Raw genomic sequence first — 24,856 nt, 5'->3', positions numbered from 1 at the left:
TGATGGGCTTGACGGCAATTTCACGCCGGGGTTTCCTGACAGCGCTTGGCGGATGGGCAGCCGCGCCTGCTTTTTCCGGCTCGACGCTTGCGGCAAGCCTTCTGGAGAAGACTGCGGGTGACGATGCCAGGCTGTTCGCCAGCGCCTACAAGTTGGCGGACGGCAGTTTCGGGATAGGCCTGCTGGACGACTACGGCCAGGTTCTTGCCCGGATAACGCTGCCTGGCCGGGGTCATGGCATTGCTGTTTCACCCGACCGGCGGAGGTTCGTCGCATTTGCACGCCGGCCTGGAACATTTGCGCTCCTGGTTCGGCCTTTCGAAGACCGGGAGCCCCTGGTGCTGGTTGCAGAGCCGGGCCGGCACTTTTACGGGCATGGATGCTACTCGGCCGACGGCCGGCTCCTTTACGCGGTCGAGAACGACTTTGAGGCCGTACGCGGTGTCGTCGGCGTCTATGATGTCAGCGGGGAACTGGTGCGAAGGATCGGTGAATTTCCGACCCACGGTATCGGCCCGCACGATATCGCGCTGTCCGCCGACGGAACGATGCTGGTGATCGCCAATGGCGGGATAGAAACCCACCCTGACCGTGCCCGGGAAAAGCTCAACCTGGAGACAATGCAGCCGTCGGTGGTTTTCGTTGATGCTGAGAGCGGCGACCTTGTGGTCCGGCATCAGCTGGATGGCTCGCTGCATCAATTGTCATTGCGGCACATGGCGCTCGATCAAAAGGGGCGGGCGTGGGTCGGTGGCCAATATGAGGGCGCGGCCTCGGATGCACCGCCTCTCGTTGCCGTTTTCACGCAAGACGATGTGCCGAAGTTAACGGAGATTCCCGCGCATCTTGCCGGCAAACTGGAGAATTACATTGGTTCGGTCGCGGCCAACTCAACGGGCGACGTGATCGCCACCTCCGCGCCCCGGGGCGGGCATACCCTGTTCTGGAACGCTGTATCAGGCGACTTCCTTGGAGCACAGTCCATTCCGGACGGATGTGGTGTCGCACCTGCCGATCAGGGCAGTTTTCTGATATCGGACGGCAATGGCGGGGTCTCCTATGTCCTTGAGCCGGGCGCATCCTCTGAGGTTTTGTCGCGCCCACCCGGTTTTGCCTGGGACAATCACCTGGTGGCAATTTCCTGAATCGCTTGAAATCCGTCGATCACCGGCGCTGCGCTGTTGCGAATTTCATCTGTTTCCTGCTTTTGTCAAATTCAGGGTGCAGTGTGGGTGTGGATGAACGGCCGTTTGGTCTACATTGGAGCCGATTCGCGAAAGGAGACGCTCAAAAATGCGACGTCTTTTGATCGGGCTGGGCAGTCTGGTGATCATGCTGGTGGCGATCGTCCTGATCGTTCCCCTGTTCCTGCCCAAGGACGAGATCAAACGTCAGGTGGTCGAACAGGTGGACAAGCGCCTTGGCTGGCGTGTTCGGCTGGACGGTCCCGTCTCTCTGTCCCTTTTTCCCGGTTTCACGCTGGAAGCGCAGGACATCGGTCTGTCCGGTGAAGCGGGTGCCGACGGCATCGAGTTCGCGAACGCGGACCGGATGGAATTCGGTCTTGCCTGGGGTGGATTGATTTCGGGCAACATAAAGGTCACGGGCATCAGCCTGGACAATCCGAACATCTTTCTCGAAGTCGGTTCCGACGGATCAACAAGTTGGGAACCGCGCCGTGAGTTGGGCCTTTCGGAAGGAAGCACGGATACCGCGGTGCCGGCGGATCAGGGCAACGCCGGAACGGTTGCACAAACGGGCGCGGCCGACGGAAATACCGGGTCCGGCAGTTATCTGAAAAGCATTGGCGTGGACAGCCTTGAGATCACCGGCGGCACCGTCACCTACAAGGACGCGGCACAGGAAGAACCGATAGAGATCAGCGATCTGGATCTCACGCTCTCTGCCCCGGATCTGTCCGGAAAGGTGAACCTGACGTCGAGCTTTGTGCTTCAGGACATTCCGATCAGCGTAGCGGGCGGTCTGGAGAATCCGCTCGGCATGGCGACGGGCGACCAGGTGCCTCTGGATCTGACGGTGTCGACGGGCGAGAACACATTTGCCGTTTCGGGGCAGGCCGGGCTCGAACCGGTTCGCACGCAGCTTGAGATAACGGCTGCCGGACCGTCGCTCAAGGCCCTGGCGGCCCTGGCCGGACAGGCGATCGATGCCGACCCTGGCGCTTATGCGCTCGATGCGAAACTGTCAGGAACCGAGGCTGCCGTTTCCGTTGCCGATCTTCATTTGGAACTCGGTCAACTGTCGCTCGGCGGTGCCGCCGATGCGGATCTTTCCGGGCTCGTTCCCGAGGTGTCCGGCCGCATCGTCCTGAAAGACGGGTCGATCAAGGACCTCTTGATGCTGGCGGGCCGGGATCTGCCCGCAAGCGGTAACTTAAGCGCCGATCTCGCCTTTGAAACAGTCGGGCTGACAGGTGCGGAACTTGTGGCCGGGCTCGACATGAACGGCTCCGTATCGATCTCCGATGGTGAAATAGGGGGGCTGGGTCTCGCGGAGACGGTCGGCGATGCGGAGGCGGACCGGCTGACCAATCTTGCGCTCGATCTTGAGCTGCAGGGCCTTGAAAATCCAATTTCTCTCGGCGGCGCGGTTTCCTGGCGCGGAGAAGCCTTCAGCGTGACCGGCGAAGCGGATACGGCGAGCCTGCTGGCCGGAAACGCCGCGCCTGTCTCTGTTTCCCTGAAGGGGAACAGGGTGAGTGCAGGTTTTGCAGGCCAGGTTGCGCTGCCCGCAAATATCGATGGGGCTGTCAATGTCGATACGGCCGATCTGCGTGGTCTCATGGCATGGCTTGGACAGCCGCTGGGGGCAGGCGGAGGCCTCAAGACGTTCAAGGCCTCGGGCATCTTCGGAATTCAGCCGGATGCGATTTCGTTTGAGGAAACCCGTTTCACGCTTGATGAAACGAGCGGCGAAGCGAATGGGCGCATCGCCCTTGGCGGCAAGCCGAAAGTGACGGCGCGACTTGCGCTGCGCGAACTGGTTCTCGATCCCTATCTGGGTGACGCGCCGAACGCGTCCGGCGGAAACGGTGGTTCGGGCACTGCTGGTGGCGGCAGCGGAGGCGGTGACGCAAGGCAATCCAGCCCGGCCGGCTGGAGCAGCGAAGCGATCGACTTCTCAGGGCTGCAGGCGGTCGATGTCGATTTCAAGGTTACGGCCGGCCAGATCCGCTGGAACGAAATCAAGATCGATGAAAGCAGCCTGGCCGCAAAGATCGAAAATGGCGTGCTAACCGCCGATCTTGAGAAGCTGGCGCTCTACGAAGGGACCGGCAACGGCTCGGTCACGCTTGACGGGACAGCGCAAGTACCGAAGCTTGCCGCACGGTTCTCGCTGTCGGGTCTGAGTGCCTATCCGCTGCTGCGCGATGCTGCCAACTTTGAATGGATCGAGGGCAACACGGCTATCAATCTCGATGTGACATCCAGCGGCGGGTCGCAACTCGCACTGGTCGAGGGACTCGGCGGGACTGCCAGCTACGAATTCGCGGATGGTGCGATCCGGGGTATCAACATTCCGAAAATGGTGCGCGGGCTGTCGGTCGAGACCCTGCTTGGCTGGCAGGACAATCCGTCGGAAAAAACGGACTTCAGTTCCCTGAGCGCATCCTTCCGGATCGAGAACGGCATTGCGCGCACGGACGATCTCGCGATGGTCGGGCCGCTGATGCGCATGACCGGCAGCGGAACCACGGACCTTCCCGCCCAAAGCCTCGACTGGCGTGTCGAACCGAATATCGTCCCCACACTTGAAGGGCAGCCGCCAATGCCGCGCCGCAAGGGCGAGGACAAGAAAATGGCCGGGCTCGGAGTTCCGATCGTGATCAAGGGATCGTGGAACGATCCGCAGATCTATCCGGACATTGCCGGGATTCTCAAGGACCCGGAGGCAGCCTACAAGCAGCTTCAGGAAACCGGTGGCGAGCTGATGTCGTTCCTTCAGGGCAACAAGGATGCGCCCCAGGAACTTGTGGAAACGGCCAACGAAACCATCCGCAGGGCAACCGGCGGGAGGACGCAGATCGACGTCCAGAAAGTGATCGACGGCGAGGTCGACGACCAGGAAGTGCTGCAGGCGGTGGAAGAAGGGTTCGGATTGCCGCCGGGATTGCTCGGCAGTGTTCTGGGCCGGAAGAAAAAGGAAGACGACAACTGATTGCCGGTTGCCGGGCTCTGCCGTTGAAGCTGATGCCCGCAGCCGGAAAGCCGTCAGAACCTTCCCGTCATGCGCGACAGCTCTATGCCGGGGTTGACGCGCATCAGCCGCATTTCCCCGAAACTGCGCACTTCCTGTTTGCCGAGGTCGTCGAGATGAAACTCCTCGACCAGGAATTCCTTCATCGAATCGGGCGCAACAACACACATCGGGTTGGCAAAGGCCTGAAGCCTGGCCGCGAGGTTCACCGCTGAGCCGAAAACGTCATAGACGTATTTCTGAATGCCGACGACCGATCCCACTGCCGAGCCGGTGCCAAGACCGATGCGCGCTTCCCACTTGTACTGGTGGCTCTGATTGCGGCGTTCGAGGTAGCGAATAAAGCGGACCGCGCAATTGGCGACCGCGCGCATGTGATCCGGCGACGGTTCCGGCATGCCGGCGACGGCCAGGTAGGCGTCGCCTATGGTCTTGATCCGCTCACAGCCGAACTGTTCGGCAATGCGGTCGAAGGCGGTGAAGATATCGTTGAGTTCGCCCAGGGTCACCGTTGGGTCATGGTTCGCCGCGAACTTGGTGAAATTGACGAAATCCAGCATGACGACCGAGACGCTTTCGTAAAGCTGGGGCGTGACCACACCGAAGGTCTTGAACTCCTCGTAGACAGTGCGCGGCATGAGGTTCAACAAAAGGCGCTCGACACGCTCCTTCTCGCGTTCCAGTTCCCGCGTGTTGCGTTCAACCATTGAAGAATAGCTGTCGATCATGGATTCCAGTTCGCGGATGCGCGTGATGTTCTGGCATTCCACCACAAGAAGGTCACTGGCTTCCGCATCGGTGCTCGAAATGGACAAGGCGATCACGAGGGTGCGCCGCTTCAGCTTGACTGAAATCTCGCCATTGAAGCGCCCGGTCTGTTCCATCGCGGAGCGGACGTCATCAACATCGATATCGGGAAGCACCTCCTGAAGTGATGCTCCGGCTTCGGGTTTTCCGAACCACTCGGCAAACGGGCCGTTGCTGAACAGGAACTGGAGATCGTCGCCGCGCACCACAGCGATACCGACACCGATCGCGCGCAGGAGCTGCTGGTTGATGGCCGTGATGCTCATGACATGCCCGTTGCGAGGATGCTCGTCCGCCGCGCTTCGATTTCGATCATGACCTTGTCGATGTCCTGGGGCGAAAAGCCGTGCTCGGACAAGGTCTCGCTCAGGAGCAATCGGATCTCGTCGAAGTCCTCGTGGGTCAGATCGAGCGATGCGTGTGCGCGCCGCAGACGTTCGTCCGAATAGGAGACGGGGCCGCCGAGGAGCGCTGAAATGAACTTGGTCTGATGGTCGATCAGCTTCGGCATGTCGATGCCGTCGAAAAAGTCGCCGATCCGATCAGAGTCGAGCACCTTGTCGTAGAAGTCCATTACAATACGGCTAATAGATTTGAAGCCGCCGTATTTGTCGAAAAGTGCCTTGGACATGCCTGGGATACTCAAAAGTTAGCGACTTGCCTTAAAGAAAATCAGACTAGGCGAGTGTGCACGCAAAGAAAAGTCTTTTGGATTTTTAGTTGTAGATTTTTGACCTTGCCCAAATATTCATCAATTTCTCTTGCTTGCATGAAGAAAGCCTTTTGACACTAGGTGATGGACTCATAAATGAGAATGAAATGGCATGCGAAATGGCGAAATCCCGTCAGGAAGGGTGTGCGGAGCGGGCTTCCTGCCCGGTCAAGCACGCTGACGCAACGGGGTGAAGCCATTTCCATGTCCTTCGGATTTGACCGGCTTGCGCCTCCTCCGCGTTGCGAAAGGCTTGAAAATGAACCCCATTTCCTGCGCTTCCGCGCCTTGATGAGAAGCAAGCCATCTCAAACCATTTCGGCCTCATTTATGAGACCATCACCTAGGGCACTCTCAGGTTGGCCGGGCAGGGCCGTTGAAGGGGATGATTGCGCAATGGGACGGCAATTGTGGACCCCCTTCAACGACGCACTCATGCGGTCATGTGATTACATTCCGCGTTGGAGTGGTGTAGCTGCGCGTTGTGCCTTCTGGTTCATCTGCACTGCGCTGACAGCGCACGATCAGTACCAGAACCCTTCCCTTCGCCAGATCGTGAAGTGGCCACGCACGGGTGGTGTCGGTGTGCCGGAGGAAATGGTGAATTCCCGGCCGCCGTTGATACCTTTTCCGTTGGTCTGCTTCAGAACAACATACTCATTGCATTGAGGCCCGCCGCTGGAACTCTGGCACATGTCGATGTGTGCACTGTTGTCGTCGAGTTGCTTCCAGACCCAGTCCACGAGAGCGACATGTCCATTCCAGACCATGAAATCGAGCGGCTTGACCTCCTTGATGTCGTCAATGTTGATCTTGCAGACATGCGTGGGATATTTCCGCGGTTCGACCGCCTGGTAGTCCGCGCGCTCCCCGACCCAGATCATGAAGTTCTGGACGAACCCGATGCAGTCCATGCCGAAGAACCGGTCCTGCACCATTTGCTGCAGGGCCGCCCGGTCGGACATCTTGTCGAAATACATGCGTTTGATCTTGCCGGTTGCCTTGACGTCCTTGGTGCCGTCGCTGTGGGTGCGGCCGCAGACTTCGACCTTGTACTTGTCAAGGAGGTCCTTGTTGTTCAGCATGAAGTTCCAGATTGCAATGAAGGTCTGGTCGTTTCCCTGGCCCTTCCAGGCAAGATCGATGTTTTTGCCGCCGACATGCTTGTGCAGCGACATCCCGTACTCGTTCTTAATCCAGCGAAAATTCTTGTAGAAACTGGTCGCACCGTCATTGCCGCCGTTCTTCTGGTTTTTACAAAGATACTGGTTCAGGGCCACGGGTCCGGCTCCGGTTTGCAGTCCCGGCTTAATGAGGTGGTCGACATACTCGTAGGGAAGAGAAAATGCTTCTGGCAATGTAACACTCCACAAATAGGGATGATGACCGGATTTTGCGGTCGACTGGCGCATATCGCTTTGCCGGAACAATCACGGCGTCAGGGCAAATGGCGCCAGGGGGTGCGTTATGACCTCGGTAAAAAATGACTAAGCACAATGAGCCAATGCTATCACATTCAGTGCGCCCACAATACCGGAATCGGGCCCTGGAGCCGCAAGACCCCTGTTCAGACCCGGCCGGAGAATGGAACGCGCGATGGGCTGTTTTGTTCGGGTGCGGCGATTCATGGCAAAGACAATCCGCACAGGCAGAGCGGAGTGTGCTTTGATCTCCTCAACTCGAACCGAGACTTTTTACAGTGCCAGACAAAACCAGATTGCTTGTGCGGGCCGATGACGCAGGCTCCTGCTGGGCGTCCAACCACGGATGCCTGAACGCCTGCGCCGACGGGATTGCGCGCAGCGTTGAAGTCATGATGCCCTGCGCCTGGGTGACGGATGCGGCACGACTTTTCGCGGACCGTCCCGACATCGACATCGGCATTCATCTGACGCTGACCAGCGAATGGGATGCCATGAAATGGCGACCGCTGACCCATGCACCGGGACTTGTTGACCGGAGCGGCTGTTTCCTGCCGCTGTTGCAGGACCGGCCTAACGACGACCGGCCTGCTCTGAGCAATCGGCAATGGAACATCGAAGAGATCACCGCAGAATTGAGAGCCCAGATCAAGATGGGGGTCGCTCTCTTTCCGCAGGCTTCGCATGTCAGTTGCCACATGGTGCGGCATCTTGCGGATTTCGATCCGCGACTGGGAGACGTTGTCGCCGGGCTCTGCGCCGAGTTCGGACTTGTGGACGATCCGTTCTGTCATGGACTTCCAAGGTTCAGCCCCTACCCGGCCTATCCGAGAGACAGCAGCGTTCGCATATCATCCTTTGTCGAGGCGCTGGGCGGCCTTGCGCCCGGAACGCATGTTTTCATCGATCACCCGGCGGTTGATTGCGGCGAGTTGTCAGCGCTCGGCCATCCGGGATACGAGGATGTCCTTGCGGATCGGGTCAGCTGTCTGGAAGCGCTCACAAGCCCGGCGGTCAGGCGTGAGATTGACCGCCTTGGCATCGAACTGATCAGCTACAGGGATCTTTGAAGGGCGCTTCGCGGTACGGGAAACCGCCAAGGGCAACAGCTTCGTCAGAGGCGCAGAGCGGTCAGCATTTCGTCAACGCCGTGTTCAACGGTGCCGGTGTTCTCGATGCGGACGAGATTGGCTACGTCCTGCGGTTCCAGGTCCGCCCGTTTCAGGCGTTTTTCAATGTCTGCCCGGCTTTCGCGCCCGCGTGCGGCGAGTCGGTCTGCAAGAATGTCGACCGGGGCGGTGATCAGCAGGACGATGGCGGTTTCGTATTTTTCTGCCGCTCGCTGCAGGACACGTCTTGAACCGTTGGCAATCACCGTGTCGCCGGCAGCAATGCAGGCGTCATAGGTCTTCGGGATGACATAGCCAAGCCCGTGGGCCTCCCAGGAAAGCGCCGTTTCACCGTCGGTGACGAGCCTGTCGAACTCTTGGCGTGTCAGCGTTTCGTGGTCTTCCGCTTCCGGGTCGCATTCCCGGGTGATCGCCCGGCGGGCGAAGTATATGTCCTGCCGGTCTTTCAGCCTGTCGCGGAGCGCGGACATCAGCGTATCCTTGCCGGCCCCGCTCGGGCCGACAACCAGTACCATCCGGCCCGGGCCGAGTTTCCGTTCAGGCTCTGTTGCTGCGTCAGGCAACGCGTCTGCCCTCGCGCCAGACACCGCGTACGATCGGTACATTGCCGACGAGCCGCACCTGGATCATGTCCGCGCGCAGACCCGGGGCAAGACTGCCCCGGTCGGTCAGCCCGATAGCGCGAGCCGGGCTGGACGTCACCATGGCAACAGCCTTCGGCAAATCGATGGTCTCGATTTCCTCGGCGAGCTGAAACGCCGCCTGGACGAGCGAAACGGGCACATAGTCGGACGAAAGCACATCGAGATATCCTGCTTCCGCCAGTTCGCGGGCGGACACATTGCCGGAGTGCGAGCCGCCGCGCACGACGTTCGGTGCACCCATCAGAACCGCCATTCCCGCTTCGTGGGAGGCTCTGGCCGCTTCAAGCGTAGTCGGGAACTCGGCAATCCGTGTCTTCAGCGATACGGCCTCTTCCACGTGGTCCAAAGTCGCATCGTCGTGACTGGCGATCGCAATTCCCTTTTCCTGGGCGATTGCGGACAACTTTCTGCGATTGTCCGGGGCAAGACCGCTTGCACGCGCCTGCCGGCGGCGGATGAATTCGTCCATCTCCGCGTCGGAGAAACCTTTCTTGCCCTGGTAATAGATCTTGTAGGCGTTCAGGGACACGAACTGCCGCTGACCGGGCGTGTGATCCATCAGCGAAATCAGACGGATGCTGTCATCTTCCTGGAAGACTTCATAGGCGCTCAGGACGTCCGGCGCGGAGACTTCACAGCGCAGGTGAATGAAGTGATCGGCGCGCAGGCGGTGTTCGCGCTGGCCTGTTTCGATCGCATCGGCCAGGGCACGCATGTCCGAATAACGCAGGTCCGCGTCTTCATCCATGCCCACCCTGAGGGCGTCGAAAACCGTGGTGATGCCGGCGCAGGCGATCTGGGCATCATGGGCCTGCACGGCAGAGACCGTGTTCCAGCGCACTTTCGGCCGGGGGGCGTAGTGTGTTTCCAGATGATCGGTGTGCAGCTCGATCAGGCCGGGCAGAAGGTAGTCGCCCTCGCAGTCATGTCCGTCAACATTGCTCGGCGTTGCGACAGCTTCAATGGTGCCGCCGCCATGCACGCTCAGGGAGCCGTCAATCACCTCGTCGGCAAGAACCAGTCTGGCGTTTTTGAAGACCTTTGGATGGGTGGTCATGCATTCTTCCTGTCGATCGGTCGGGCGGATGGAGTTTCCGCCGAACCCACGGGCGTGGTGCCGCTCAGCTGAAACACGGTGTGAACATCAAACGGAGCGCCGCGCTCCGGTTCCTGATAGAGGGCGAAGGAAGCGCACAGGCGTTCCGTCCCGGTCACCTCGGAAAAGTGAGACCTTGCCGCTGCCGCAAGTGCGTTCGCCTCGTCCTCGTTTTCAAGCTTGTTCGACAAGGTCATGTGAAACCGGAGCTCGTCGAAAATATAAGGGTAGCCCCAGCCGGTGAGGTAGCTGTCCTGCTTCGGGGTCAGCCCGCTCTTGCGGCGGCGCTCAAGGTCTGCTTCCGAGAGAGGGGCGCGATAAGGTTCGAAGTGTCGGACACACAACGCTGCGAATGCCGAGAGATCCGGCTGGGGCCGGTCCGGGGTCAGTGCGAGAAATTTCCCGAGCCGGTTGACATTCAGGCCTTCGATGCGGAAAGGGGCGATGTCCGCCGCGAACTCCCGGCAGGCGGCGACGAGGTCGGCTTCGTCGAGGCCTGTCTTCAGGTGAAAAGGTGCTTTCAGGGTTCCGTGGAAGCCATACCGGCGTGGGTCCGCCGTCAGATCGCGAAATCGGGACGCGTCCATGCCGGTGATAGCTGGCTGGTCCATATCGGCCGCGGCAAACGGGTCGCGCCCTAACCAGGCAGTGCCCAGCAGCATGAGGGCATCATCAGCATCGGCGGCAAAATAGATCGCGTAGCGCATGTCAGAATCACGGGTTTTGTTTCAAGAGCCAGGTGGCTGGCCTAAAGGTGGGAGGTGACTGTTCTGTGACAGTTTGCCCCCACCTGCAACTGTTTCCTTCTCCGGCTCCGCTCAGGCGGCCTCATCGGAGGCAAATGCGGTGACGTCGATGATCCGGTCTGCGATTTCCTCGCGCACATCCTGATCGTGGAGAATGCCGACCATCGCGACGCCCTGTTCCTTCTTTTCCTGGACCAGACGCACAACAACAGCCCGGTTGGCGGCATCGAGCGACGCCGTCGGTTCGTCGAGCAACAGGATCGGGTAATGGGCAATGAAGCCGCGCGCGATGTTCACGCGCTGCTGTTCCCCGCCGGAAAAGGTCGCCGGCGGCAAGGTCCAGAGCCTTTCGGGAACATTCAGCCGGGAAAGCAGGCCGCGTGCCTTTTCCACCGCTTCGGCTTCGCTTGCCCCTTGCGCCACGAGCGGTTCCGCCACCACTTCCTCGGCCGAAACACGCGGAATGGTGCGCAGGAACTGGCTGACATAGCCGATCGTGTCCTCGCGCAGCCTGAGGACTTCGCGCGGCTCCGAAGCCGCGACATTGATGATGTCGTCACCGATCGTGACCAGGATCTGACCTGTTTCACAGCGGTAATTGCCGTAGATCATTTTCAGGATGGAGCTCTTGCCGGCGCCGGATGGACCACCGAGAACAACGCATTCACCCGCGTTGACGGAAAACTCCACCTTGTCGACCACGGGGATAACGGTCCCGCCCTGCAGATGCATGGTGAAGGACTTGGAGACACCGTTGAGATAGAGACGGACAGGCATGGATATCTCGCTCAGACTTGAAGGATGGAGGATACGAGGAGCTGCGTGTACGGCTCCCTCGGATCGTCAAGGACCTGGTCGGTCAGGCCGGCCTCGATGACGTTGCCGTGGCGCATGACCATGATCCGGTGCGACAGCAGACGGGCAACGGCAAGATCATGGGTGACGATCACGACCGACAGGCCGAGGTCGGAGACAAGGCGGCGCAGCAGGTCGAGAAGGCGCGCCTGTACCGAGACGTCCAGTCCGCCCGTCGGTTCGTCCATGAAGACAAGCCGCGGGTGCGTGACCAGGTTTCGGGCGATCTGCAGTCGCTGGCGCATGCCGCCGGAAAAGGACCGGGGATCATCGTCGATACGGTCGCTGTCGATCTCGACACGGCCCAGCCAGTCATCGGCAGTGGATCGGATGTTGCCGTAGTGGCGTTCGCCGACGGCCATCAGGCGTTCGCCGACATTGGCACCGGCCGAAACCGTCATGCGCAATCCGTCCGCCGCGTTCTGGTGGACGAAGCCCCAGTCCGTGCGCATCAGCAGACGCCGTTCTGCCTCCGTGAGCTGATAGAGATTGCGCATGGTGCCGTCGCGCATCCGGTATTCGATCGCACCCGTCGTCGGGGCGAGGCGTGTGGAGAGGCAATTGAGCAGGGTCGTCTTGCCAGACCCGCTTTCTCCGACGATCGCGAGAACCTCACCGGGCCAGAGATCGAACGAAACGTCCGCGCAACCGATCCGGTCGCCGTAATAGCGCGTGACATTGTGAACCTGCAGAAGCGGATCGTCAGACGTGAACACACTCATCGGGCCGTCTCCTGAAGGTCTGTTGCGCCGATCTGGGCAGCCGCCGGGTCGGCCGCCATCGGGCCGCGATGGCCCGCCGCGCGGCGCTCTTCGCAATAGTTGCTGTCGGAACAGACAAACATGCGCCCACCCCTGTCATCGAGGATGACCTCGTCGAGATAGACATTCTCCGCACCGCAAAGCGCGCATGGCTTGTCGAATTTCTGGACCTCGAACGGGTAGTCTTCAAAATCCAGGCTCTTGACCTTGGTGTAGGGCGGAATCGCGTAGATCCGTTTTTCCCGGCCTGCACCGTAGAGCTGCAATGCCGCCATCTCGTCGATCTTCGGATTGTCGAATTTCGGCGTCGGAGAGGGGTCCATGACATAGCGGTCGTTGACCTTGACCGGATAGGCATAGGTGGTCGCGATATGACCGTTCTTGGCGATGTCCTCGTAGAGCTTCACATGCATGAGGCCGTAATCCTCCAGCGCATGCATTTTCCGTGTCTCCGTTTCCCTCGGTTCCAGGAAACGCAGCGGTTCGGGGATCGGCACCTGAAAAACCAGGACCTGATCTTCCGTCAGCGTCTTTTCCGGGATGCGGTGGCGGGTCTGGATCACCGTCGCCTCGGAGGTCTCGAAGGTCGTCCGGATGCCGGCGGTCTTTTCGAAGAAACCGCGCAGGGACACCGCGTTGGTGGTGTCATCGGAGCCCTGATCGATCATCTTCAGGCAATCGTCCTTGCCGAGGATCGATGCGGTTACCTGGACGCCGCCGGTGCCCCAGCCATAGGGCATCGGCATTTCCCGGGACGCGAACGGCACCTGGTAACCGGGGATCGCGATCCCCTTCAGGATCGCGCGGCGGATCATGCGTTTCGTCTGTTCGTCGAGATAGGCGAAATTGTATTCGCCCTGATCGTAGAGCTGCGCGGTGTCGCTCATGTTTCGGCTCTCCGGTTCTTCAGGGTATTGCGATAGTGCTCGAGCCTCATGTCGAGGGTTCCGGTGTGGAGCTCGAAAAGGTGGTTGTCATTGTCGTAGAAATAGATGGACCGGCCTTCACCCTCGACGCGCGGACGCGGTGGTTTGACCTCCAGGCCGAGCCGCTCGATTTCGTTGAGCCTCTGGTCGAATTCATCTTCTTCGATCTTGAAAGCGACGTGATTGTAGCTGCGGTCCGGCAAGGCCTTGCCCTGCATGATCGCGACCCACACATCACCGACCAGAAAGAATTTTTCAGGTGACAGCGAAAACGTGTCGTCTCCGCTGGAATAGACTTCCTTCGCATTCAGAACGTTTTTCAGAAGCGCCGACATGCGTTCCAGATCGCTGACAACGAACGTTATGTGACTGAGGCTTCCGCTCATTCTGCGGCCTCCCGGGCAGCGTCGCCGGTTTCTTCCTGCCGGCGCTTTTCGAACCATTCGGCCCGCATGCGGCGCACAAGATCGAGTTCCGCCTGGAAGTCGACATAATGCGGCAGCTTGAGGTGTTCGACGAAACCCGTCGCCTGGATGTTGTCGGAATGGGAAAGGACAAATTCCACGTCCTGTGCGGGGGCGACCGGTTCTTCTCCAAGCTCCTGCCAGCGCAGGGACCGGTCGACCATGGCCATCGACATGGCCTTGCGTTCGACCTGCCCGAACACCAGCCCGTAGCCGCGGGTGAAGGTCGGGGCCGCCTTGGCCGACCCCTTGAACTGATTGACCATCTGGCACTCGGTTACCTTGATCGAGCCGAGTGTCACCTCAAAACCGAGTTCCTCTGCAAAGAATTCGACCTCGACTTCGCCGTAGCGGATTTCGCCGGCAAACGGGTGCGTGCGGCCGTAGCCGCGCTGCGTGGAATAGGCAAGCGCAAGCAGGAATCCCTCGTCGCCGCGCGCCAGGTTCTGAAGGCGCAGATCCCGGTCGGCGGGAAAGGACAGAGGGTCACGGGTCAGGTCTCCGACAGGTGTTTCCTCGTCGGTCACCTGATCGGGTTCCATAAGGCCTTCATCGCCGAGCAGATCGGTGACGCGCGGCATGGCTTCGTTAAGCGCGGGAACCATTTCGGCGGATGGCTCCGCGCCGCCTTCTTCTGCCGCCAGCGCGAAGTCGAGAAGCCTGTGGCTGTAATCGAAGGTCGGGCCAAGCACCTGCCCGCCCGGCAGGTCCTTGTAGGTAGCCGAGATCCGGCGCTCAACCAGCATCGTTGCCGTGTCAATCGGCTGGCTGTAGCCGAAGCGAGGCAGCGTCGTGCGATAGGCGCGCATCAGGAACGCGGCTTCGATCAGGTCTCCGCGGGACTGCTTGATCGCGAGGGCGGCGAGCGTCTCGTCGTAAAGCGACCCTTCACCCATGACACGGGCAACGGAATGGGCAAGCTGTTCGGCGATCTGTTCCAGTGTCAGGGCCGGTACGGATGTGTCGCCCCTGCGGCGCTTTGCCAGGAGCTTGTGAGCGTTGCGAATGGCTTTCTCGCCACCCTTGACGGCAACATACATGGCTTAAACCTCCGTGAGCTTGACGCTGGTGGATCGCGGCAGCGCGGCAATGTCCGTCCTGCCGGCGAAGATCAGGTCAATTCCCCTTGGAAACTGCCTGTTGTTGCTGATCACCTGGTCCCAGAACGCCGGGGGAACCGGGTTCACGGCGAGGGATGCCGTCTCCTTGATGCCCGGGCCGGTCAGTATCACCTTCTCAGACGTATCGAAGCTCTGTCCGCTCAAGATGACCGTTGTCGATTCGTCCGGGTATTCCGCCGAGCCCTGGTTGAAGCTTGCAAGCGGGATCAGCTGTTTCGGATCGGCAACAAGCGCGAAGGCGGCCTCAACGGGTTCGCTGACAATAGGTGCTCCGGTGTGAAATCGCAGAAAGGCCTTGACCGGTTCCGACGACATCAATGTCCGGTCCAGCCAGATGGGCGTGTCGTAGTCGAACAGCGTCAGGGCGATCGCCGCGGCGACCGGCGTCAGCGGAGCGGGCGGCATAAGTGTGCCGGTATTCAGTCTTTGCAGCGTTCCCGGGCGCGCCATCGCGTTCATGATTGCGCGAAAGCAGGCCTGCGCGTCATGCGCCGGATCAGCGAAGCCGGCGGCGAGCGGCGTCTGCCTGCCATCGGGGTTGGTCGTTGCAGTTCCGGTTTCCATCAGTTGTCTCCCCGCACCATGGTGAAGAAATTGACTTTCGTCGCCTCGGTTTCTTCCCGGACGGTTTCGCGCATCTCGGTTTGGGATGCGGCAAGCGGCGCGATAACGCTGGTCTCGATATGATCCCTCGCATCGCCGCGCTGCCACAGGGCGTCGATCACGGCGGACTGAAGCGCCTTTTCCTTGTTTCGTCCGAGGCTGTAGGCACTGCCGGTCTCTCCGGTTGCCAATCGCACGACGCAGCGGGTTACCGTGACTTCGCCCAGGTTGAACGGACTGCCGGTGCCGCCCATGCGGCCACGAACCATGACAAGGCCGGTTTCAGGCTGGCGCACCAGTTCGAAGTCCGGCGTCTCGATGGCCTGGTACTTTTCAGCGACAGCCTCGGGCGTTGCGGCCGCGAGCGTTGCGATGATTCGCTGGCGGGCCGCGTGTCCGCTTTCATCCGGATTGAGATGTGTGGCTTCGGTCATGATGCGCGCCTTCAGGTTGGCGGTCACAGGAGGGAATGTCGAAAACAGGTCCTGTTTACCGATGATTTGTCTATTTGTCTATACAAATAATCCAGTTGACTCTTTCCTATCGAAATTTGATGACGTGCACATGACGAACACAACCTCACTTGATCGCAATGCCGGAATTGCCGTCTGGCGTCAGATCATGGAGACGCTGAAGGCGGAAATCATCAGCGGTGCCTTCGAGGAAGGCAGCAGGCTGCCGCCCGAATCGACTCTGGCGGCCCGGTTCGGCGTGAACCGCCACACGGTTCGCCGGGCAATCGCCGCGCTGACGGCGGAAGGTATTCTGCGGGCGGATCAGGGCAGGGGAACATTTGTCGCCTCGGCACCGCTGAGCTATCCGATCGGACCGAGAACTCGGTTTTCCGAGATCGTCTCCGGCCAGGACCGTTCGCCGAGCGGCCGGCTGATCGGCTCGGCGCTGGAAGAGGCCGATGCGCTGCTTGCCAACCAGCTCGATGTGCCGCTCGGCACGATGCTGATCCGGCTGGAAACGCTTCGTGTCGCCGACGGGGTTCCGATGATAATCGGGACAAGCTGGTTCGTGCAGGCGACCGTGCCGAATTTCGTCGCCGACTATGCGGAAAGCGGGTCGATCACCGAGGCGCTGAACCGGGCGGGGATTGAGGACTACCGGCGCAAGGAAAGCCGGATCACGTCGGAACTGGTCGAGGCAAGGGATGCCCAGCAGCTCGGCATTTCGCTGGGCCAGCCGGTGCTGGTGGTCGAGAGCATCAATCTCGACACGTCCGGCAAGCCGATCCAGTACACCCGCGCCCGTGCCGCCGCCGACCGGATCCAGCTCGTGGTGAACGGCGACATCTGACGCGTGGCGTTGTTCGAAGAAGAACGTTGCTCACGCTAAAAAGACAGCGGTGCGTTGTCGGTGACTTCCTTCATCACGAAAAATGTTCGCGTCTGCCGGACACCCGGCAGGGCGATCAGCTTTTCGCCGTGCAGCCTGTTGAAATCGGCCATGTCCTTGACGCGGATTTTCAGGAAGTAGTCGAAATCGCCGGCGACCAGATGGCAATCGAGAACGAAATTCAGTCCCCGGACCGCGTCTTCGAATTCGGCGAAACTCTGAGGCGTGGACCGGTCCAGCACCACGCCGACAATTACCAGCGCGGCGCGATCCACCTCGTCCGGATTGACCATGGCACGGACGGAGCCGATGACGCCTTCGTCAAACAGCCTTTGCGTGCGCCGGTGACAGGTCGCCGGGCTGACACTCACCCGCTCGGCAAGTTCGGCATTCGAAAGCCGCCCTTCCGTTTGAAGAAGTTTGAGAATTTTCCGATCAGTCCTGTCGAGTGAAGCGCTCATGAGAGAATCTTTCGTTTTGAAAGAAAAATTTGAGAGAGATTCTACTTCATTGGAGAAAAAATGTGAATTTTGCTCATATGGTAGGCAAAGAACGAGAGCACCTTTCTGGCGTTTTCTGTCAGCCTCTGGCGAACAGAAATCAGAAAGGTGCCCTGCCATGAATCTTGAAAAGTTCGAACGCTATCCCCTGACCTTCGGGCCGACGCCCATCGAGCATTTGCCGCGTCTTTCCGATGCGCTCGGCGGCAAGGTTCAGATCTACGCAAAACGGGAAGACTGCAATTCCGGGCTCGCCTTTGGCGGCAACAAGCTGCGCAAGCTGGAATATATCGTGCCGGACGCCATCGCCTCCGGGGCCGATACCCTGGTCTCCATCGGCGGTGTGCAGTCGAACCATACGCGCATGGTGGCTGCGACCGCAGCGAAGATCGGCATGAAATGCGTCGTCGTTCAGGAGAAGTGGGTGCCCCACTACGATGCGGTCTACGATCGCGTCGGCAATATTCTCCTGACGCGTCTCATGGGTGCGGATTCAAGGCTCGTCGATGACGGCTTCGACATCGGCATCCGCAAAAGCTGGGAAGACGCGATGGACTCCGTACGCGATGCCGGCGGCGTGCCCTATGGCATTCCGGCGGGTGCGTCCGTTCACAAATACGGCGGGCTCGGCTATGTCGGCTTTGCCGAAGAGGTGAAGGCGCAGGAAGCCGAGCTGGGATTCAAGTTCGATTACATCATCGTTTGTGTTGTCACGGGATCCACGCAGGCAGGCATGATCGTCGGGTTCGCGGCGCAGGACCGCGCGGACCGGGTGATCGGCATCGATGCGTCCGGCACGCTGGAGCAGACGCGCGCACAGGTGCGCCAGATCGTTGACCAAACAGCTGAGATCGTTGAACTGGGCAGGCGCGTCTCGGACGGCGAGATCGTCATCAATCCTGACTACGCCTACCCGGCTTACGGGGTGCCCTCGGAAGAAACCAACGACGCGATCCGTCTGGCGGCCAAGACGGAAGCGATGATCACGGACCCGGTCTACGAGGGCAAATCGATGCAGGGCATGATCGATCTCGTCAGGAAGGGACAATTCGAGGACGGCGCGAAAGTTCTTTACGCCCATCTCGGCGGTGCACCTGCGCTCAACGGCTACAGCTACTATTACAAGGACGGCTGAAAAGGAAAGTTTCTGGCGCATGACCGCGGCGATGCGGTCAGCGGGTCAGTCTCAGGCGGCGGAGGAATGGCCGCCGCCTGAAACAGTATTGCTTAAAGTTTCGCGCGTTCCGCCCTGAGTGCCAGATAGAGGCAGTAGCACATGACCAGAACCACGAGCGTGAACGGGATCCCGGTCGAGACCGCCGCCCCCTGCAGGGCCGACAGGCCGCCGCCGAGCAGCAATGCGATGGCAACCAGGCCTTCCAGCGTGCACCAGAAAACGCGCTGGATGACGGGCGCATCCATCTTGCCGCCGGCCGTGATGGTGTCGATCACGAGCGAACCGGAATCGGACGACGTCACGAAGAAGATCACGATCAGAAGAAGCGAGATCGGTGCGACGATCTGGTAAAGCGGCAGTTCCTTCAGGAAGCCGAACAGGGCGCCTTCCGGCTTGTAGGCATCGATCACCGTTGCCCGGACGCCTTCCGCGCCGCCGGCGTTCAGCATGTCGATGGCCGCGCCACCGAAGGTCGACATCCACAAGGCGCAGACAGCTGTCGGTGCGATCAGCGCACAGATAACGAATTCACGCACCGTGCGGCCCCTGGAAATGCGGGCGATGAACATGCCCACAAATGGCGACCAGGCGATCCACCAGGCCCAGTAGAATGTCGTCCAGCCGTGGAAGAAACTGGTGTCCTCTCGCCCGAACGGATTCGATAGTGCCGGTAACAGCATGATGTAGTCCGTCATCACCGAGAAGTAGCGCGTCGCGGCGACGCCGATACCCGTTGCAATGATCACGAACAGGAACAGGCCAACGGCCATGATCATGTTGATTTCCGACAGCCTTTTCACGCCCGCGTCCATGCCGAGCAGAACCGAGCCGAGCGCGATGGCGGTGATGCCGATGATGAGCAGGACAACGACGGTCGGGCTCGGTTCGATGCCGAAGACCTCATAAAGACCGGCAGCGACCTGTTGTGCACCGAGACCGAGCGATGTGGTCAGGCCGAACAGGGTCGCGAAAACGGCAAGCGTGTCGATGGCGTGGCCCCACCAGCCCCAGACGCGTTCGCCGAGTATGGGATAAAACGCGGACCGGAGCGTGAGCGGCAGGCCGAGATTGTAGGCGAAGATCGCGAGCGACAGTCCGACCGCGGCATAGACCGCCCAGCCTTCGAGGCCCCAGTGGTGGATCGTGCCGACAATGCCGATATATTCGTTGCCCGGTTCGTTTATGTCGATCCCGAGCGGGCTTGCGCCGCCACTTTCGGCGAAATTGTAGTAGACGGGCTCAAGAACACCGAAGAACAGCAGGCCGATGCCGATGCCAGCGGCGAACATCATCGCGATCCAGCCGGCATAGGAATAGTCCGGTTTCGCGTCCTTGCCGCCGATCCTGACCGATCCGACCGGCAGGATGATCAGGGCAAGGCAGAAGAGCGTGATTGCATTGACCGACAGGACCAGGAACCAGTCAAACGTGCTGGTCAGCCAGGGGCGCAACCAGCCGAAGAATGAAGCAGCGGCTTCCTGGTTCGCAAGCGCAATCAGAACGAAGGCCGCGATCAGGATACTCGAGATCAGGAAGACAGGGTTGTGCAGATCCAGGCCGAAGGGCCGGATATTGTCTTGCCCGAGCTCGTATTCCGTTTCGAAGTCCCAGACCCGGGGATCCGGATCCAGCATCTTCTTTGTTTCTGGTGTGTCAGACATATCCCCTCCATGTGACGTTCTGTTCCCCGTCCCGCCAGCGTTGCATACGAACAAGGCGGAAGTCCAATAATTGTGCGAAAAAATGTCGCATTGAATTTGTTGCATGCGTCACCGGGTATTCCAGTCCCGACAACGAGCCTTCCGCAGCGTCCGCTTCGCTTTGATAACGTGACGTTTCGGCTTTCATGCGGGAAAACTGCTTGCGTCCGGCCTGCGGTGCGGGCACTTTCCAGCCCGCTTCGAGGTCGTCTCATCCAGAAAGGCGTTGTTTCATGACAAAGCGGGTTCTTGTCTCAGCCGGCGCCGCCGGGATCGGGCGTGTGATCGCCGAACGCTTTTTGAGCGAGGGCGCTCAGGTCGCCATCTGCGACGCCGATGCGGATGCCGTCGTTTCCTTCTCCGAGCTACATCCGCAGGCTGTCGCCGCCGTTGCGGATGTGACATCTGAAAACGATATGGGGGATTTTCTTGGCGAGCTTGAAGCCCGGTGGGGCGGCGCCGACATCGTTTGCGCAAATGCGGGAACCGGCGGCCCAGCAGGCGCGATTGAAACGCTTGATTACGCGGACTGGCAGAGCTGTGTCGCCACGAATGTGCATGGTGCGTTTCTGACCTGCCGCTGGGCGGCCCGCGTGATGAAGGCGCAGGGATCGGGTCTGATCACCCTGACATCCTCGACCGCTGGGATCATGGGCTATCCGATGCGCTCTCCTTATGCTGCCGCCAAATGGGCGATCGTCGGCCTGACCAAAACGCTTGCGATGGAACTGGGACCGCACGGCATTCGCGTCAACGCGATATGCCCCGGAGCCGTCGAAGGGCCGCGCATGGACCGGGTTGTTGCCAACGAGGCGGCTGCGCGGGGCCTGAGCGAGGACGAGGTCCGTGCGCTCTATGTGGACGGTGTCTCGATGCGGACCTGGGTCACGGCGGAAGACGTCACCAACATGATTTCCTTCCTGGCCTCCGACGCCGGGCAGAAAATCTCCGGTCAGATCCTCGCCATCGACGGACACACGGAAACGCTGGCTCCTTGAATGCGGCCCGGCTGCTCCCGGGGCTCTTCGCGCCGACCTTCGCGCAGCCTAGACGCCCTGCATGTTTGCCTTCATGGCGGCGATCACGCCGGAGGCGGGCTGCCGGGCGCCGGTCTGCAGGTATTCCATCGCGCGAAGCGCGGCTTCGTGCGCCTCAAGGCTCGAACCGGCGACGCAGTCCTCAATCACCCTGCAGAAGTAGTCCGACTGGTGTCCATCGACAAAGGTGTAGTGGACGCACACATCGGTCAGGCCGCCGCACAGGAGAAGCGTGTTCACCTTCAGGCCGCGCAGAAGGATTTCGAGATCGGTGCCGAAGAACGCCGAATACCGGCGCTTCGGAACCACATAGTCGCCGTCGAGGAATCCGAGTTCTTCCCTGGCAATGTCCGTGCGCGGGTCTCCCTCAAGGCAATGAACATCTTCGTCTCCGTCGAGTTCCCGGCCGAAGTCGACCAAATCGCCGCGGTGGATCTCCTGAATGAAAATCACCGGCGTTCCGGCCTCGTGCGCAGCGTCAATCAGGTTCGCGCATGCCAGCATGCGATCCCGGTACCCGGGCATGTTGTCGATCGACCGCACCGCGCTGTCGTCGACAAAGGTACTTTTTTGAATGTCGATCACCAGAAGCGCTGCGCGTCCTTCGATGAGCTTTCTCCGGGGCATTGCCGAGTTTGCCATTCCGACTCCTTTTTCGGGTCGTCCCGGTAAGCCATGTCACACCGGGTCGTCCCGGCTGGCAACTGATCCGAAGCATTAGACCATGTTGCCGCGCCTTGCAAAACCCGGCGACGCACCGAGTGCGGATGGTGTCGGGGATTGCCGAGACGGCAGCAGCGACCTGTTGGGATTCTTTTGATTTTCTGACGCCGCGCAGATCGCCGCTACATATCGAAGACCCGAACTAACTGTCTGACAAATCCCGATTTTCTTGGAAAAGACTGTGCCGGTGCTACATTTTGATTGACGTATGTCAGTTTGGCGCGCCAGATTGACGGTCCCTCGGGAGAGAAGCGACGTGAAGCCGACAGTCCACGATATAGCGCGCGAAGCCGGTGTCAGTCTTTCGACTGTCGACCGGGTCTTGAACGGTCGCGCGGACGTGCGGCCGAAAAACGCCGAGCGCGTCAAGGATGCGGTGCGAAGGCTCGGATACGTCCGGGACACGAATGCCGCAAACCTTGCCAGGAAGCGGCGCTACAAGTTCGTGTTCGTGCTGCCGGAAGGTCCGAATCATTTTGTCGACACCGTCGCCGGTGCCGTGCGTGAAGCGACGGCCGCACAGGTGACCGACCGGGCCGATGTCGAAATCGTCTATGTGAACGCTGCAGACCCGCATGCAGTGGTGAAACGCCTGAAATCGCTGGACCTGGGAACGCTTGACGGGGTCGCGCTGATGGTGCCGGAAACGCCACAGGTGCGCGACGCGATCGCGCACATCAAGAGTGCGGGTGCCTATGTCGTTGCTTTTGTTTCCGATTTGCCGAATTCGAAATGCGACCATTTTGTCGGAATCGACAATTTCTCCGCAGGTCAGACAGCGGGCGCGCTGCTTGGAAGGTTCCTGCGCAAGGAAACCGGATGCATCCTGGTGACCAGCAATTCCATGGTGGCGCGCGACAGTATCGAGCGCCGCTACGGTCTGGATGAGGTGCTCTTGCGTGACTTTCCAAGGCTCAAGGCCCTGCCGACAATCGAGTTTCACGACGATCCGCAACGTATCCGCGACACGCTGACCCGGGCGACGGCAACCCATGCCGATCTGAAGGCCGTCTATTCCATGGGGTCAGGCAATGCCATCATGCTCGAGGCCTTGCGGGAGACTGCCGCCGGCCTGGATCTCGTCGTCGTGGCGCATGACCTGACGCCGGTGACGCGCCAGGCGCTCGTGGACGGAGAGGTCGATGCCGTCATAGCCCAGAATGTCGGACACCTTGCCAGGAGCGCATTGCGCGTGTTGCGGGCAAAGTGTGACGATGCAGGCATCTACGAAGCGCAGGAGCAGATCCGTATCGAGATCGTCATGCGCGAAAATCTCTACTGATCGCACGGGCTGCCACAGACGCAAGTCTTCCCGAAAATATCAATAAAAATAGTGCTTTGCTCCCATAGAGCTATACGAAATTCGTCGCTCTGATGAAAAAAGAAAGACGTATGTCAGTTTTGATGTTGACTTGACATACGTATGTCAAATAGGGTTGCCGTGCACTTGGAGGAGTGCCGCCGTCCGGCAGGTGCCGGGGTGCGATCATTTCGGGAGGAAATCAGCGATGAAAACTGCGAAACTTCTCGCGGCGACCGCTTTTATGGCGGCAAGCGGGCTCAGCGTGTCTCAGGCGCAGGCAGATGAACTGACGCTGTGCTGGGCCGCATGGGACCCCGCCAACGCTCTTGTTGAACTTTCCAAGGAATTCGAGGCCCAGTCGGGTCACACCATGAAATTCGAGTTTGTGCCCTGGCCGAACTTTGCCGACCGCATGCTCAACGAACTGAACTCGGGCGGCAAACTCTGCGATCTTCTGATCGGTGACAGCCAGTGGATCGGCGGCGGTGCCGAAAACGGTCACTACGTCAAACTGAACGATTTCTTCGACAAGGAAGGCATCAGCATGGACGATTTCGCTCCGGCGACCGTCTATGCCTATTCGACCTGGCCGAAGGGAACCCCGAACTATTACGCGCTGCCTGCCATGGGCGACGCCAACGGCTGGTTCTACCGCAAGGACTGGTTCGCAATGCCGGAGATCCAGGAGGCGTTCAAGGCCGAGCATGGACGCGACCTGGCACCGCCGAAAACACAGATGGAACTGCTGGAGGTCGCCAAGTTCTTCCAGGGCCGCGAAATCGACGGTCAGAAGCGCTACGGCGCGGCCATCTTTACCGAGCGCGGGTCTGAAGGCATCACGATGGGTGCGACAAGCGCCATGTATCCGTTCGGCTTCAAGTATGAAATGACGCCGGGCAAATACGACATGGAAGGGGCAGTGAATTCGGCGGATGCCGTCGCCGGTCTTGAGTTCTACAAGGAGCTCTACAAGACATCGACGCCCCCCGGATACACCGACAGCTACATGGAGCAGTCGCTTGACGCGTTCAAGTCCGGTCAGGTGGCCATGGCGATGAACTGGTTCGCCTTCTTCCCGGGTCTTTACGCGGATCCGGATACGGGGGGCGACAAGATCGGCTTCTTCGTCAACCCGGGACAGCTGAAGGAAGCATCCACGCTTGGCGGACAGGGTATCTCCGTTGTCGCCTATTCCGACAAGCAGGACGCGGCGCTTGAATACATCAAGTGGTTTGCGCAGCCTTCCGTTCAGAAGAAATGGTGGGACCTCGGCGGTTACTCGTGTCACGTCAGCGTGCTGAACGATCCGAACTTTGCCGACAGTGCGCCGTTCGCGGCCGACTTCCTGCTGGCCATGGATGGTGTCATGGATTTCTGGCAGGAGCCTGCCTATGCCGAGTTGCTGCTGGCGATGCAGAAACGCCTGCATGACTATGTCGTGGCCGATCAGGGAACGGCGAAAGAGGCTCTGGACAAGCTGATCGAAGACTGGACGGAAGTCTTCGAGGACGAAGGCAAGCTCTAAGAGCTTTCGAAACCCGGACGGGCAAGCGGCGTGCTTGCCCGTC

At 60.1% G+C, this 24,856-nt stretch carries 24 protein-coding genes; 8 read left to right on the top strand and 16 right to left on the bottom strand.

Features of this window, described 5'->3' with window-relative positions:
• The first annotated feature begins 2 nt into the window (after positions 1-2).
• Together RBB49_RS07645 and RBB49_RS07640 are read left to right on the top strand one after the other, a co-directional pair.
• On the top strand, positions 3-1,145 hold the full coding sequence (locus RBB49_RS07645; protein ID WP_306142122.1) for a DUF1513 domain-containing protein: 1,143 nt from the start codon (positions 3-5) through the stop codon (positions 1,143-1,145).
• 148 nt (positions 1,146-1,293) lie between these two features.
• Positions 1,294-4,179, top strand: a complete 2,886-nt coding sequence (locus RBB49_RS07640; protein WP_306142121.1) for an AsmA family protein — start codon at positions 1,294-1,296, stop codon at positions 4,177-4,179.
• A 53-nt stretch (positions 4,180-4,232) separates the two neighbouring features.
• On the opposite strand, the gene RBB49_RS07635 is transcribed toward RBB49_RS07640, so the two are convergent.
• From RBB49_RS07635 to RBB49_RS07625, 3 genes are all read right to left on the bottom strand, one after another.
• The gene (locus RBB49_RS07635; protein WP_306142120.1) at positions 4,233-5,291 is read right to left on the bottom strand and encodes an adenylate/guanylate cyclase domain-containing protein; all 1,059 of its coding nucleotides are present in this window, start codon (positions 5,289-5,291) and stop codon (positions 4,233-4,235) included.
• Positions 5,288-5,656 (bottom strand): group 1 truncated hemoglobin, encoded by a 369-nt coding sequence (locus tag RBB49_RS07630; RefSeq protein ID WP_306142119.1) that lies wholly within the window; start codon positions 5,654-5,656, stop codon positions 5,288-5,290. Before RBB49_RS07630 ends, RBB49_RS07635 begins: the two co-directional genes overlap by 4 nt.
• Before the next feature lie 605 nt (positions 5,657-6,261).
• On the bottom strand, positions 6,262-7,095 hold the full coding sequence (locus RBB49_RS07625) for a hypothetical protein (protein WP_306142118.1): 834 nt from the start codon (positions 7,093-7,095) through the stop codon (positions 6,262-6,264).
• Between the two features lie 341 nt (positions 7,096-7,436).
• Between RBB49_RS07625 and RBB49_RS07620 the strand changes: the two genes are divergently transcribed.
• The gene (locus RBB49_RS07620; RefSeq protein WP_306142117.1) at positions 7,437-8,228 is read left to right on the top strand and encodes a ChbG/HpnK family deacetylase; all 792 of its coding nucleotides are present in this window, start codon (positions 7,437-7,439) and stop codon (positions 8,226-8,228) included.
• Between the two features lie 44 nt (positions 8,229-8,272).
• Here RBB49_RS07620 and phnN read toward each other — a convergent pair whose 3' ends face one another.
• The 10 genes from phnN to phnG all read right to left on the bottom strand — a co-directional run bounded on the left by phnN (position 8,273) and on the right by phnG (position 15,938).
• Complete coding sequence (gene phnN / locus RBB49_RS07615; protein WP_306142116.1) at positions 8,273-8,851, bottom strand: phosphonate metabolism protein/1,5-bisphosphokinase (PRPP-forming) PhnN; 579 nt, start codon at positions 8,849-8,851, stop codon at positions 8,273-8,275.
• Positions 8,844-9,989 carry an alpha-D-ribose 1-methylphosphonate 5-triphosphate diphosphatase gene (locus tag RBB49_RS07610; protein WP_306142115.1) on the bottom strand — a complete coding sequence of 382 codons (1,146 nt, stop codon included), beginning with the start codon at positions 9,987-9,989 and terminating at the stop codon, positions 8,844-8,846. Before RBB49_RS07610 ends, phnN begins: the two co-directional genes overlap by 8 nt.
• Positions 9,986-10,735 (bottom strand): DUF1045 domain-containing protein, encoded by a 750-nt coding sequence (locus tag RBB49_RS07605; protein ID WP_306142114.1) that lies wholly within the window; start codon positions 10,733-10,735, stop codon positions 9,986-9,988. The genes RBB49_RS07610 and RBB49_RS07605 overlap by 4 nt, the downstream gene beginning before the upstream one ends.
• A gap of 111 nt (positions 10,736-10,846) precedes the next feature.
• A complete protein-coding gene (gene phnL, locus RBB49_RS07600) occupies positions 10,847-11,551 on the bottom strand; it encodes a phosphonate C-P lyase system protein PhnL (RefSeq protein WP_306142113.1) in 705 nt (234 codons plus the stop codon).
• 11 nt (positions 11,552-11,562) lie between these two features.
• Entirely contained in the window at positions 11,563-12,351 is a 789-nt protein-coding gene (gene phnK / locus RBB49_RS07595; RefSeq protein WP_306142112.1) for a phosphonate C-P lyase system protein PhnK, read from the bottom strand.
• Positions 12,348-13,277 carry an alpha-D-ribose 1-methylphosphonate 5-phosphate C-P-lyase PhnJ gene (locus RBB49_RS07590; RefSeq protein WP_306142111.1) on the bottom strand — a complete coding sequence of 310 codons (930 nt, stop codon included), beginning with the start codon at positions 13,275-13,277 and terminating at the stop codon, positions 12,348-12,350. The genes phnK and RBB49_RS07590 overlap by 4 nt, the downstream gene beginning before the upstream one ends.
• Positions 13,274-13,702 carry a FosX/FosE/FosI family fosfomycin resistance hydrolase gene (gene fosX, locus RBB49_RS07585; RefSeq protein ID WP_306142110.1) on the bottom strand — a complete coding sequence of 143 codons (429 nt, stop codon included), beginning with the start codon at positions 13,700-13,702 and terminating at the stop codon, positions 13,274-13,276. The genes RBB49_RS07590 and fosX overlap by 4 nt, the downstream gene beginning before the upstream one ends.
• The gene (locus tag RBB49_RS07580; RefSeq protein ID WP_306142109.1) at positions 13,699-14,820 is read right to left on the bottom strand and encodes a carbon-phosphorus lyase complex subunit PhnI; all 1,122 of its coding nucleotides are present in this window, start codon (positions 14,818-14,820) and stop codon (positions 13,699-13,701) included. Before RBB49_RS07580 ends, fosX begins: the two co-directional genes overlap by 4 nt.
• 3 nt (positions 14,821-14,823) lie before the next feature.
• Positions 14,824-15,465 carry a phosphonate C-P lyase system protein PhnH gene (phnH, locus tag RBB49_RS07575; RefSeq protein WP_306142108.1) on the bottom strand — a complete coding sequence of 214 codons (642 nt, stop codon included), beginning with the start codon at positions 15,463-15,465 and terminating at the stop codon, positions 14,824-14,826.
• On the bottom strand, positions 15,465-15,938 hold the full coding sequence (gene phnG / locus RBB49_RS07570; protein WP_306142107.1) for a phosphonate C-P lyase system protein PhnG: 474 nt from the start codon (positions 15,936-15,938) through the stop codon (positions 15,465-15,467). The genes phnH and phnG overlap by 1 nt, the downstream gene beginning before the upstream one ends.
• Positions 15,939-16,068: 130 nt before the next feature.
• Here phnG and phnF point away from each other — a divergent pair, with 130 nt between their 5' ends.
• Entirely contained in the window at positions 16,069-16,809 is a 741-nt protein-coding gene (gene phnF, locus RBB49_RS07565) for a phosphonate metabolism transcriptional regulator PhnF (RefSeq protein WP_306142106.1), read from the top strand.
• A gap of 35 nt (positions 16,810-16,844) precedes the next feature.
• On the opposite strand, the gene RBB49_RS07560 is transcribed toward phnF, so the two are convergent.
• On the bottom strand, positions 16,845-17,309 hold the full coding sequence (locus RBB49_RS07560; protein WP_306142105.1) for an Lrp/AsnC family transcriptional regulator: 465 nt from the start codon (positions 17,307-17,309) through the stop codon (positions 16,845-16,847).
• A gap of 157 nt (positions 17,310-17,466) precedes the next feature.
• On the opposite strand from RBB49_RS07560, the gene RBB49_RS07555 reads away from it, so the two are divergent.
• Complete coding sequence (locus RBB49_RS07555; RefSeq protein WP_306142104.1) at positions 17,467-18,483, top strand: 1-aminocyclopropane-1-carboxylate deaminase; 1,017 nt, start codon at positions 17,467-17,469, stop codon at positions 18,481-18,483.
• A 92-nt stretch (positions 18,484-18,575) separates the two neighbouring features.
• On the opposite strand, the gene RBB49_RS07550 is transcribed toward RBB49_RS07555, so the two are convergent.
• On the bottom strand, positions 18,576-20,186 hold the full coding sequence (locus RBB49_RS07550) for a BCCT family transporter (protein ID WP_306142103.1): 1,611 nt from the start codon (positions 20,184-20,186) through the stop codon (positions 18,576-18,578).
• 272 nt (positions 20,187-20,458) lie between these two features.
• Between RBB49_RS07550 and RBB49_RS07545 the strand changes: the two genes are divergently transcribed.
• The gene (locus RBB49_RS07545; RefSeq protein ID WP_306142102.1) at positions 20,459-21,223 is read left to right on the top strand and encodes an SDR family oxidoreductase; all 765 of its coding nucleotides are present in this window, start codon (positions 20,459-20,461) and stop codon (positions 21,221-21,223) included.
• A gap of 48 nt (positions 21,224-21,271) precedes the next feature.
• Here RBB49_RS07545 and RBB49_RS07540 read toward each other — a convergent pair whose 3' ends face one another.
• Complete coding sequence (locus RBB49_RS07540) at positions 21,272-21,904, bottom strand: cysteine hydrolase family protein (RefSeq protein WP_306142101.1); 633 nt, start codon at positions 21,902-21,904, stop codon at positions 21,272-21,274.
• Between the two features lie 337 nt (positions 21,905-22,241).
• Between RBB49_RS07540 and RBB49_RS07535 the strand changes: the two genes are divergently transcribed.
• Both RBB49_RS07535 and RBB49_RS07530 read left to right on the top strand, forming a co-directional pair.
• Entirely contained in the window at positions 22,242-23,267 is a 1,026-nt protein-coding gene (locus tag RBB49_RS07535) for a LacI family DNA-binding transcriptional regulator (RefSeq protein WP_306142100.1), read from the top strand.
• A gap of 226 nt (positions 23,268-23,493) precedes the next feature.
• On the top strand, positions 23,494-24,813 hold the full coding sequence (locus RBB49_RS07530; protein ID WP_306142099.1) for an ABC transporter substrate-binding protein: 1,320 nt from the start codon (positions 23,494-23,496) through the stop codon (positions 24,811-24,813).
• The last annotated feature ends 43 nt before the right edge of the window (positions 24,814-24,856 follow it).

The organism is Roseibium sp. MMSF_3412, assembly GCF_030733265.1.
In the GTDB taxonomy this organism is placed as follows: Bacteria; Pseudomonadota; Alphaproteobacteria; order Rhizobiales; family Stappiaceae; genus Roseibium.
The sequence above is the reverse complement of the archived record's forward strand: the minus strand, read 5'-3'. Positions and strand labels throughout refer to the sequence as shown.